The 12,543-nt window shown below is 39.2% G+C and carries 7 protein-coding genes; 1 reads left to right on the forward strand and 6 read right to left on the reverse strand.

What is annotated here, in order from left to right; all coding sequences use genetic code 11:
- Nucleotides 1–168: 168 nt before the first annotated feature.
- A complete protein-coding gene (locus C9J47_RS11315) occupies nucleotides 169–1,608 on the forward strand; it encodes a glyceraldehyde-3-phosphate dehydrogenase (protein ID WP_107253632.1) in 1,440 nt (479 codons plus the stop codon).
- 87 nt (nucleotides 1,609–1,695) lie between these two features.
- Here C9J47_RS11315 and C9J47_RS11320 read toward each other — a convergent pair whose 3' ends face one another.
- The 6 genes from C9J47_RS11320 to C9J47_RS11345 are packed head-to-tail and all read right to left on the reverse strand — an operon-like array spanning nucleotide 1,696 to nucleotide 12,488.
- Nucleotides 1,696–5,502 (reverse strand): cellulose synthase subunit BcsC-related outer membrane protein, encoded by a 3,807-nt coding sequence (locus C9J47_RS11320; RefSeq protein ID WP_107253633.1) that lies wholly within the window; start codon nucleotides 5,500–5,502, stop codon nucleotides 1,696–1,698.
- Nucleotides 5,493–6,602: a cellulose synthase complex periplasmic endoglucanase BcsZ gene (gene bcsZ, locus C9J47_RS11325; protein WP_107253634.1), complete on the reverse strand. Its 1,110-nt coding sequence runs from the start codon at nucleotides 6,600–6,602 to the stop codon at nucleotides 5,493–5,495. The genes C9J47_RS11320 and bcsZ overlap by 10 nt, the downstream gene beginning before the upstream one ends.
- Nucleotides 6,599–8,875: a cellulose biosynthesis cyclic di-GMP-binding regulatory protein BcsB gene (gene bcsB / locus C9J47_RS11330; RefSeq protein ID WP_107253635.1), complete on the reverse strand. Its 2,277-nt coding sequence runs from the start codon at nucleotides 8,873–8,875 to the stop codon at nucleotides 6,599–6,601. Before bcsB ends, bcsZ begins: the two co-directional genes overlap by 4 nt.
- On the reverse strand, nucleotides 8,865–11,489 hold the full coding sequence (gene bcsA / locus C9J47_RS11335; protein WP_107253636.1) for a UDP-forming cellulose synthase catalytic subunit: 2,625 nt from the start codon (nucleotides 11,487–11,489) through the stop codon (nucleotides 8,865–8,867). Before bcsA ends, bcsB begins: the two co-directional genes overlap by 11 nt.
- The gene (bcsQ, locus tag C9J47_RS11340; RefSeq protein WP_107253637.1) at nucleotides 11,482–12,279 is read right to left on the reverse strand and encodes a cellulose biosynthesis protein BcsQ; all 798 of its coding nucleotides are present in this window, start codon (nucleotides 12,277–12,279) and stop codon (nucleotides 11,482–11,484) included. Before bcsQ ends, bcsA begins: the two co-directional genes overlap by 8 nt.
- An 11-nt stretch (nucleotides 12,280–12,290) precedes the next feature.
- Entirely contained in the window at nucleotides 12,291–12,488 is a 198-nt protein-coding gene (locus tag C9J47_RS11345) for a hypothetical protein (RefSeq protein WP_006231731.1), read from the reverse strand.
- Nucleotides 12,489–12,543 lie beyond the last annotated feature (55 nt).

Consider the following 12,543-nt stretch of genomic DNA (forward strand, 5'->3'; position numbering starts at 1 on the left):
ACTGGTAGAGTTCCACCCTTTAAACACAATCCAGTTCACAGTTTAAAGGCCTTAATTTTACTAGGACAATAACTCAACATCTATTACAATCCCGTCACATAAAAACAATAAAAACCTTCAGGTCTTTAAGCCTGTTTTATTCCCTAACGTGAAAGGTTCCTAGTAAAGATGAGTCCGGAAAAATACCTTCTAGACTGGCAAGCAAGCCAGACGAATGCAGAATCCATCTCACCACTTCTTGGCCAGTTATACCGACAGAAAGGCGTTGAAGTCATTTTGTTTGGTCGCCAGTTAGTTAACGCATCAACCATAGACATTATCAAAGCTCACCGTGTGGCACGTCGTTATACTGGTGATGAGCTATCCCCCGCTCAAACACTTCCTTTAATCAAGCAACTTGCTGAGCTAGAACTCTCGCCTTGCCGTATAGATGTAGGTCAACTTGCTCATTCTTATTGGAAAAACCAAGAAGATGAACAAGGCTTAAATGATTATTTGCAAACGGCTTTAGTTGACTCTTTAAATAGCTCAGAATCTGTTGTGCCGCGCGATGTCGTTTTATATGGTTTCGGCCGTATTGGGCGTTTACTTGCTCGCTTATTAATTGAAAAAAGCGGTCAAGGCTACCCATTACGTTTACGTGCAATTGTTGTACGTGGCGGAAAAGAAGGTGACCTTGAAAAACGCGCTAGCTTATTACGCCGCGACTCAGTGCATGGTCCTTTTAATGGCAGCATTACTGTTGATGACAGTCGAAAAGCCATTATCGCTAACGGCAATTACATTCAAGTGATCTATGCCAATAAGCCTGAAGATATTGATTATAACGATTACGGCATTAACAATGCGCTAATCGTTGATAACACTGGTATTTGGCGAGATAGTGAAGGTCTAAGTCAGCATCTTGGTTGCCAAGGCGCTGAAAAAGTATTGCTAACCGCCCCTGGTAAAGGTGATATCAAAAATGTTGTATTTGGTGTTAACGAATCTGTAATACAAGATAGTGACACAATCATTTCAGCCGCAAGCTGTACAACAAATGCAATTACCCCAGTGCTAAAAGCAGTTAATGATAAGTACGGTATTATTTCGGGTCACATTGAAACCGTTCACTCATTTACCAATGATCAAAATCTGATTGATAATTTCCATTCAGGCGATCGTCGTGGTCGTTCAGCATCATTAAACATGGTACTGACGTCAACTGGTGCAGCTAAAGCGGTAGCAAAAGCATTACCAGAATTGGCAGGTAAATTATCAGGTAACTCTATTCGAGTACCAACGCCAAATGTTTCGATGGCTGTTGCTAACTTGAATCTAGAGTCGAATGCCACCGCTGAAGATTTGAATGCTTATTTACAAGAAATGGCATTAGTTTCTCCGCTTTCTGGTCAGATTGATTTCACTAATTCAACAGAAGTTGTATCAAGCGATATCGTGGGTTCACGACATGCAGGTGTAGTCGATGGTGTCGCAACAATTGCACAAGATAACCGTTGCGTATTATATATCTGGTATGACAATGAATTTGGTTACAGCTGTCAGGTTGTACACTGTATGGAACAAATGATGGGCGTTAAATACAAAACGTATCCAGCATTAAAATAAGCGCCTTGTAATAAGGAAGCTAGATAAAAACCATCTAATTATTATGCCGCCTTTAATTTTTATAGGCGGCATTTTTATATGCTTATTTTAATCAAAATCACTGTAAAGCAATGGTGTATTGGCTGGTGTTGGAATCAATTGCCAACGGTCATTAAATGTATAACGTGCATAAAGAATAAAATGATTAGGTTCATAAAAATCTGAACGCTGTAAATCTAATGACGCCCCTATGTACCACCTTTTACTAACACGTTTTTCAAGGGCTGCAAGAAAAGAATAACCAAATCCGCCACCTGTACTGGAACCACCTGTACTTGAATCGCTGGTGAATAAATAAGGTGCATCTTCTTTTGTCCAAGAATTTGAAATTGAGCCATTGAATAAATAAGCCCATGTATTATCGAAACGACCATAATAGTTAACAGGCAAAGATATCGAAAAGTAACTTTGAGGGCTGTAATAACCACCATGACCTAATGTATATTCACTTAGATTTTTGTCATAGGTTAAATACATTAAATTCATACCAAGGCTTAAGCGCTCATCATCCTCAGCAATCAATTTATAATAGCCCCCGCCTAACAACCCTATCCGAGTATTATCTTCAACTTTTTCACCCGTAATTTGATGATACTGTAGACTACTCCAAAAACCAGTGGGACCACCAATGTCGTAGCTACCACCAAGTTTAACACCAGTTCGTACTACTCCACCCCACTCTGTACCTTCTTGGTCAATACTTCCTGCAGGTGGTGATCCCGAGGGGACAGATAACCCAGCATAAGACAACATACTACTCGTTTCAGGCCTACGTGAAAGTGTTGCATTCCACCCAAAATCTCGTATGTCACCATTCAAATTAACACCACCAACCCAAGTGGCATGATCAAAACCTATTGGTGTTGTACCAATATCTGCCGACCATGTTTCGGCTTCCCAACCGACCCCTAAAGCAGTACCAAATGCGCTTTGATCAATAGCTTCAGTGACATTTTCAGCTGACGTCTTGTTGAAATACTCTAATTCCCCCGAGCGGATACTCACAGAATCAATACGAATAAGTAGATGACCATTATATTCTGCAATCGGAATACGGGCTTCGATAGGTATTTGAAATGCAGTATTTTCACCATCTCTACCACTGTAATCAAAACCAAAAACAACATGCCCATCATTGCGGTCACGAAGTTTATCAATATCTCTTTTTACATTACGTGTTAACCAATAATCGTCAGCATTATCGTACAACTCGCGCAGTTCAGGTTTCTCTTCGTTTACTTGTAGGGGCGTTTTGCTCTTTTCTATACGATCTGAATTCAACGCTTGATAAGCCAAAGTATCCGCCATACCCCATTCATGGTTAACCATAGCAACGGACATTGCATCACGATAATCCATCGCCTCGGCATCATGTTTAGTTAACAAGATTGAATTTAATGTATTTGCTTGATTTTTTCGGTCAATTTGATTGAAAACGACAGCCACATCAACCAGTTGTTTCGCTGTTAATTGCGTTCGTTTAGCGTAAAGGTCTTCTGCTAGTTTGCTATATTGCGACGAGGTTTGTAATAGGACACTCGATTGTAGTACACCTATTTGACCATCTGTACGTAAGGGGCCTGCTTGCATTGATACTACTGTGTATAGGTTATTTGCTTCAGCATAATTGCCCGTTAGCATTTTACTGTCTGCTTCAGATAGATAACGTCGAGTATTTAATTGCCGCAATGCGCTGTACTCAGATGAAGATAATCCATCACCATTAAACTGCTTTATCCATTGTTCAAATACGTGGTATTTTTGAAGTTTTACGATTAATTCGCCATAACTCAATTGAGTCGAAAATGGCCATTGTTTATCAAAGATCAACTCATCAAAAATCGTAATCGCTTTTGTTGGCTGCAATAACTCAACCCATGTTGATGCAATTCGCATCATGGCTTCTGGGTTAGATTTATAATTTATCGACAATAACTTTAGCTGCTGTTCGGCTTCAAAAGGTTGTACTAAAAATAAGGATTGGATATCACCAAGTTCAAGATCAAGCTTTAAACGAGCTAAATTCCGCTCTATTGCAGGCGAGCGTTGGGCAATATCTATTTTTTCTAATTCAGCTACTGCCGCGTTAAGTTGTCCGTTACGCGATAAATACAAAGCGTAAGCAAAACGCATTTCTGGTTCAGGAACATTATTCGTCCAAATCACCATTAAACGGTCGGCTCGTTCACTTTGTCCTGTCATTCGCAGTGCATCTGCGATATCAGCACGCTGCCAAGCTGATGTTGGTTTTAACAAAAGCAATGCTTCCACTTTTTGACTTGCGAGAGGATTGTCTCCTGCCAATAATGCAGCTTGTACCTCTTTATTTAGCTGGTCTATTTTCAGTTCGTTCACTTTCACTTTGACAATACGCTTCTGCTTACTTGAGTAAGTATCAGCTAACCTTATGGCTTGATCTGATTTATTTTGACTCAGTAATAGATCAATTCTTCCTCTTAAAGCCGTGCTATTTAAACTATCTCGTTTTAACGCTTGGATATAATATCTATCCGCCTCTTTATAGTTCCCTTTTATTCCATATAGTTCTGCTAAGCGATTTAACGTATAAGGGTTATTGGGCTGAAGTGCTTTGGCTTTCTTATACTGCCGCTCTGCACGACTATATTGTTTTTTCTCTGTATATTTATCACCTTGATCCACAAAAGCCCAATAAGAAGAAGTGTCTATTAAACTTTTCCATTTCGATTGGTTGTCAGGGTCATTGTCATTTTCCAGTGCTTTTTTAAAAAAAACTAATGCCTTGGTTTGATTCCCCCAACGTAAGTACACCTTACCCATGCCACCAAGAATTTCAGGATCATTAGGTCGAGTTGTCATTGCATATTGAAGTTGTCGAGCTGCTGCATTCGTTTGGTTCTTTTCTAGTAACGCTAACCCTTTTAGCTTCGCTAAGTAAGTTGGATCTTTACGCAACTCTTTTTCAGTAGCAAGGCGACGTTGCGCACTTTGATTTGCACGTTTTATCTCTAAATCTGTCGGGTAATAGCTTGCCAAGATCGCATACTGCTTTCCAACATCATCAGTTATTGGTAATTGATTTAACGCTCTTAGCCATGCAGTTGCCGCCTGTTTACCAATATTAGGCTTAAGCGCTAACCGCTGATAAGTTGCTAAAATCCAAGGGTCTGCTGGGCTCTGTTTACGTATATGATTTGCCAATGCTAATTGAAAAATAGGAACCCCTGGATAATTTAAGTTCAGTAGCTCCAATTCCGATTTAACATGAGACCAATGGCTATCAATATTACCTTCAACTTGTAGGTATTCGAGTTGAAGTACCTCTGTTGGCATTCCGTTAGGGAATAACTTTTGATAGGCTTTTAATGCTTCTTCATTACGCCCTGATCGCGCAAGTAAGCGGGCATGTTGAAACTCTGCTTTCTTTTCATATTTTATAGCAAAAATTACTGTTAATTTTTCAGTTTGCTTAGCATTGGGTGCCAATGACTTAAGCTGCTCAAAAGTCGCTTTCGCGTCATCAATTTGATTAAGCTTTAAGTACATATTGGTTTGATAATAAAGCCCATCAAGATTGTTTGGTTCAATCGCGAACAAACGCTCTAACGTACTTAATACAATATCATTCCGACTCATTGCTTGGGCAAATTTAAGCTGGCTAGAGAGCCACTCTACCGAGTCGACCTTCTGTAAATTCGAAAAGAAAATAACATTTGCACTATTGAGTTGATAAACTTGAGAGGTATCTTTTTTCGTTGATTGAGAGCCAGTCATTCCATTTCCGGAATTATATCCAGCAGCCAATGTTGGGCTTGTGCCCAAGGCTAGCGTTAAACCGATAAATAGTCTACGATAGACCTTTGTTTTCACTGACATTGCTCAACCCAAAACGGTTGTAGCTCGCCATTGACTCCAAACTGATATTTACCTTGATACCACCCCATGCCAAATAGAGCTAACACGTTGTCATAGTAATAGTTATTACTATTAGAATGAAGTGAAATAGATACGAGCTTGGCTTGTTCTATCGCCAATTCTTTTTCACCTAGCGATTGTAATAACGGTAACAAAGCGGCAGAAAAGCCAGCACTACCGCCTTCCTTAAATGTGCCAGTTTCAGTATTCACACTTCGAGGTGGCGCCTGTAGTTGCTTTATAGCATTCACCATTGGCGACATCATTGATAATAAGGTTAGTTTTTCTTCCGTTTTATCATTTAACATGCCTGCCCATAGGTAAGTTCTTATTGCATTGTAGCTACCAATAGGCCCCGTTTCTGCATCAGCGTAAAACATTGTATTAGACAAAGTTACCCAATCAGGGCTAAAACCTTTTGGCATCGTCTTTTCTAACATGGTGTAGCTTGAGTTATATAAAGATTGCCATTGATCATTCGGGTAATGGGATGCCATGTTTTTAATAAGAAATAGTGGCATATAACTTGGATTAAGACGTAGCTGCCCTTTGCCATTATCAAAACCCTTTCTCCCAGGTAGTAAAACTGTCCCTATGCCTTCAACTTCACGTGTTTCTTCACGTAAGATGCGGCTTGCTAACAAATAGCCTAGCGATTCATAGTAATACTCTCCCCATAAACGACCCGCTTCAATTAAGCTGTATGCTATCCATAAATCTGAATCAGATGCAGGGTTGTTATCAAGCACACCAAATGTATTTAAATCGTTTTCCCCCCACAACCAAGCAGGTAAGCGTGCCGTTAAATCGCCCCCAGCTAGGTGGGTTTCAGTCCAATTTAGCATTGCCTTGAATGTAGTCGGATCATTCGCGACTAACGCAAAAAACAAGCCGTAAGATTGCCCTTCTGAGGTGGTGATTTGTCGTGTATCGCTACCGTCAATCACTCTGCCATTTTGGATATATGTCGATTTAAATTGTTCCCATTCTGGCCAACTACAAGTACTTGCATTCACTTGATAAGAAAAAATAAAGCCTATAATTAATACTAACTTTTTCATACGTCGTCCTCATCCGTTTCTAATCGCTTACGCGCTACTGTACGAAGCAATCGCCACAATACAATCGTAATAATGACAACAAGAAATGCCGAAATAAAAGCTAATAACACAGGACGATTAGAAAAGTGATACCAAATTAATTGCCAAATTGGCAACTCACCAACGAAGTAATGATCACCGACGTTGAAGCTAGCAACCTCATTATTTCGAAGCGTAACAACAGAGCCAAACATATGTGCTATTTTACCGCTGTCTAATAACGCCTCATCAATCAAACTGAAATCGGCTGAATTTGCTGCCAGCAATGATACAAGGCTGCGATTTTGCGTGAACGGTGATTCAGCACCCGTTATTGCAGCAAAGGCACCTTCCGAACGAACTGAAATAACATCTGAAACCACCTGCACATCTTCGACATCAAGTATCCAATTCAGATTAGCTTCTTGTTCATTTTTAACGGGTAACCGAATCAGTCGTTCACCCGCTTGTAATACTAGATTTACTTCATTTTTATCAGACGCAGCTTCTTGTAATTCAGGAACAACGCCAATGCTGAGAATATCTTTATCTTTCAGCTGTTCTTCTGCCCAAGTATCAATTAATTCAACTCGGATGGCTGGGTAGCCTGATTCGGAACCAATTACGCCCATCATATTAATAAACGTTTGTAACGCTTCAATGGGGGCGTTTTTAGGTACTATTGCAACGGTCTCAGATAAGTCAGCCATACGGGTAAAAGGAAAACCTGAATTAGCAAACGCCCGTAAATTTGGCATTTCGATATAATGTGGAAAGCCTGAAAAATCGATCGTCGAATCAGCCTGAATAACCGCATATTGCTTACTCGGCTGTGAACTTTGACACATGCCTTCAGTCATTGAAGCAAAGCCAAATTCAAACTCAATCTCATTATTACTTCCCACTTTAAATGCAGGAATTCTTACCTGATCGCCTAAACCAAGTAAACCATCATCCAATAAAGGTACCCGTATACGCTTAGATTTACCGCCTTCACCTTCCATTTTCAAATTAAAGGCTTCAATAAATTGGCTGTTAATACTCAAACTCATTCGAGAGCCAGAGTTTTCTTCACTCGGTGGCGAATAGCGATACCTAAGATCTAATGGTATACCTCTACTTTGCCAAGTAAATAAATCAGGAGCCAGTCGAAAGTTCACACTAATTGGTGGTGGTGTTCTGCCCTCTACTTGTAAATCTTGTACATTTTTGATTAATTCAGACAATGCAATAGGCCGTAATGTACTTACCCAATTGGGTGCATCATAAGGTCGGCGAGGTGAAATCTGCTTTACGTCATTAATTGTTGCAATGGGCCCAGTTAATATTTTATTACCTAAAGTCAGCCCCATAACCGCGTCGTTCAGATCTTTGCTATCGCGCCCTATAATCAATAATAATTTAATGTATGGATTTTCTGGGTGACTAATCATTTGTAATGTAGGCTTATCGGCATCAGGAAAGTCTTGTAAAAATGCTGGTTTATTGGTGTTAGTAACAAAAACAATGGCATTCTCTTGAGGTAACTCATCCACAGACATAGGGAAACGCGCACCGCGCCAGTCTGATAGAACACCAAAATACGACGCTAATACCCCTGCTGCCTTTACTTCACTTAAATCATAATTTTTACCCATGACGAACGGGATATTAACCTGGCTAAAGTCTCGCTCATCAAAAAAAGGCGCTGGTAATAAATTTAAATCACTCTTAAGAACCGTTTTTTGGACCTGTAATGCTATATGGCTGCTTTGGCTTATTTCAGTCCAGATACTGGGATGATTAGGGTTAGCACAAAGACCTTCGGTATCACCTATAAATTCAATATGCAGTTGATTAAAATTACTAAAAAAACGAGGATCTAGCGGGATATCTGCATTTATTTTTTTACCCTGATCACCATCATTAATAGAAATAACACCCATCAACTCATTATTTAAATAAACCTTTAGATGTGATACGACTGAGCGCAATGCTGGTGAAGGTGTAAAATCAAATGAGAGCATGCCTTTTGAAATCACTTCATCCAACCGAGAGCCAAAACCAATATAAGCATTACTTTCACTGCCAAGCATACTAATAGAACCGTTATAGCCTAATTGTGAAAATTGAATTATCCGCTCTGTCACAATAGGAAAGTCACCAACTTCACTTTTAATCAAGTGCTCTGGATCGGATGTCGCAGCACCTGTAATGCTTGATAATGCAAGCCCTAATGCGGTTGCGACTATTTGTATTATTCTCTTAATTCGCATTATCGTTTGCTCTTGTTAATGTATTCCTTGGTCTAAATGACCCAACAAAATTACCCACTTTTAGAAAACTCTGAACAATTAATACAACCGGTTTGGGGCTGTGTTGCAATAAACTGTGGTAACCATTAAAACCAACTTTGAGTACGCTTTTCATACTCATCAACGGTTTATCAGTTTGATAGCCTTGCTGCCATTTAGTCCAAGTATCTGCACGCGCAAAAGTACATTGCACATAATCAACTTCTTGCTGAGTCGTTAATGGTTCTAATTGCAATCCCATAGAACTGCCATTCGAATAGGTTATCTTTGCAGGAAACGTAAACTCTTGATCTGCACGGCTTAATATTATGTCTAGCTTCTGACCTTGCTGTAATTCTAACGACTGACCTATGACAACCCGTATTCCACCTAAAGAAAAGTCATTCATTTCAGCTTGCAGTAAATGACCAGAGTACAGACGTATCGTCATCGGAATTTTAACGGGCACTCGATGATCCTTTCGAATTTGCTTTGTTTCAGCAGCAACCGCAACTGCACCGCCAAGGATCAAGAGGTTATATACTGTCCATAAAATGTTGACTATCACAGTCGCAATCTCATCTGTTGGCCCCCCCCCCAGTCGATAAATACCAAAACCAGCACCAATAATATTAAGAAAGACTAACGCCAAATAGGGTTTCGATATTACCCAGTCGTAATGTGTTTTGTGAATTAACCCACCTTTCGCAGTTACATTAAAGGTGCCTTTATGAGGAGCAAATAACGCAATCGTCGTGGGGCGTGCGATATACCATGCCAATACTGTTTCATAAACCTCCCCCCAAAATGAGAAACGATAATCCCCCTGTATTCTTGAGTTTGTAATACTGGCATGAACCATATGAGGTAATACATAAAGAACGATGGCTAACGCAGGCGCATAAATGACGTAAGAGTGTAGTAATAAAAAAGCTAGAGGGGCAATCAAGAAAATAATTCGCGGAATACCAGAAAGAAAATGCAGCATCGCGTTGGCATAGCAAAGGCGTTGTTGCCATTTTAACCCTTTACCAGTTAAAGGGTTATCGACTCTAAATATTTGTGCCATTCCCCTTGCCCACCGAATACGCTGCCCTACATGGGCAGAGAGCGTTTCTGTCGCCAAACCTGCCGATAAAGGTTGCTTTAAATAAGCAGAACTGTAGCCAAGGCGATGCATGCGTAATGATGTATGTGCATCTTCTGTAACGGTCTCGACAGCTATGCCCCCCACCTCCTCCAACGGCTTACGGCGTAAAACCGCACACGAACCGCAGAAAAATGTACCGTCCCATAAATCATTTCCATCTTGAATCAAGCCATAAAAAAGGCTTCCCTCATTTGGGACATCACGAAAATTCGATAAATTTCTTTCAAAAGGATCCGGCGAGAAAAAATGATGAGGTGTTTGTACAAGGGCAAGCTTAGGATCGTTCAGAAATAGCCCCATAGTTAATTGGAAAAAAGCACGTGTTGGAATATGATCACAGTCAAAAATAGCCACATATTCACCACCCGACCGTTCAAGCGCGTAGTTAATGTTACCCGCTTTAGCATAATTGTTTAAAGGTCGTCGAATATAATGAACACCTGCTTCTTTGGCGAATTTTTTAAAACTATCTCTTTTTCCATCATCTAGAATATAGATATTCAATTTATCTTTTGGCCAATCAACACCAAGTGATGCATAAACCGTTGCTTTCACAACATCAAGATCTTCATTATAAGTCGGTATCATCAAATCAATACTTGGCCAAAGCGTCGTATCAACAGGTAAGAGAGCAGGTTTACGATTAAGTGGCCAAATATTTTGAAAATAGCCGAGTATCAAGACAACCCATGCGAATGTTTCTGCTAGTAACAATATAAGCCCTAAAACAAGCGCGAGAGGTTCATCCCAATTTAGTGTCGATGTATAACGCCACCATATATAGCGGCAAGAGGCAGTAAGTGACAACACAATCAATAGCATTGTTGGAAAACGCCCAGGCATTCGCCTGAACATCATGGCTAATGACCACAAAATAATTATAAAAACAGTCTGAGCTTGTAAGTTAAAAGGTACGGTAAAACACAAAAAAATCAATAATAAAACAATGAACAACAGCACATAATTAACGGCATTAAATAATTCATCATTTTTATTTTTCTTTATAAAAGGCACACTCTCAGACGAGCTTGCTTTTTTTTCAAGCCAAATAACCAGTAATGAAAGATACTCAAAAGGCATATGAAAAACACTCACAACATTGTTCTTCAGTCTTAATGAATAGTTTTTCACTGCAACATTATTTGTATTAGAGAGGTCTTGCCTAACAATTAACAGCCAAAATGACTGTATTATAAAACGCAGTAAATCCAATATTTTTGGCCTGGCGAAATTTATTTGCGGGTAATACAGTAAGAGTAATTTCCAACTCGGTGTTTCATTGATTTTCTCTTTCAAAAAGATAAAGCAGAATGTAAACCAGATAAAAAGAATAAAACGACCTATACGATTAGAAGCTCCTCCCCCATCACGCTCATAAACTTTCAATTGCTGAAAAAATGTATTAACAATCCAGCTTTTAAATATCACGTTTAAACCACTATACATACTCACCTCTCTTATCATTACCCCTTGAGTAAAGATGAGTAACACACCAAAAAGCTAATGATTGATAATCACGAGCAGCTTGGCTATGTGGTGAGGTAGTATGAACATTCGTTAAGTTGGCAATACTATCAATAACAGTTGTATCACGGTGCAATGATACTGGAAGTAGCATACTGGTGAGTTCTTTTTGTAAAACAAGTCTAAAATCTTGACTCACTTCACTTTCTGGCTGAAAATTATTAATAAGAAATTTAATTTTATTTTCATCGCCAACCAATTTCTTTAACTCGAGATAATTAATAGAGTCATTACGTATCAGATAATAGCTTATAGGTTCAGGGTTAATAACAACAATAACAAGATCAGCACTATTTAATATTTTTCTATTTACTCTTTGATTATGCTCTAAATTTGGTAAGTGAATAATTTGCCAATGCTCAGCATCCATATCAACAATTGACAGCTCACCAGATAGTTTCGCTACCCATTCCTCTTTATGTGCACAATATTTTTCTAACTCAGATGAGTTTAACGTACCAAATGGAACAAAGCGCATTCTTTGAGGGCTTTCATAACTAGCATTAGACCAACATTCATTATTTGAAAAATACTTAGCCCAACCATCATCATTATTAATATCCATGGTGAAATGCAAACGCAAAAGGTTTAACTCAGCTAAATCCACTGTTATTGTTTCTTTACTCAATAAATGTAAAGCGTGAGAAAGATTTGCCGTGACCGTTGTACCGCCAACACCTCCCTTCAGACCAACAATAACGATACGATTCATATAAGCCCCACCTATTCATGATGTATTGTCGTTGAAGGAGTCACTCTCAGCTTCATGCTTGTTATCTCGTTTGACATGACACTAAGCATTACCCACTTTTTTTTGATTGAGTGATAGCGTTCATCTTCACTTAATTCAGCATAATTACATTCATCAAGTTCAAACGATGCATAAATAGCATCAATATCTTTAGCCGGCTTTTTCGTCATAATACAAACCCCTGCTAGCATTACTAATGATAATAGATTTATTATTATCATGAAT

It is taken from the genome of Photobacterium indicum (assembly GCF_003026215.1).
GTDB lineage: Bacteria > Pseudomonadota > Gammaproteobacteria > Enterobacterales > Vibrionaceae > Photobacterium > Photobacterium indicum.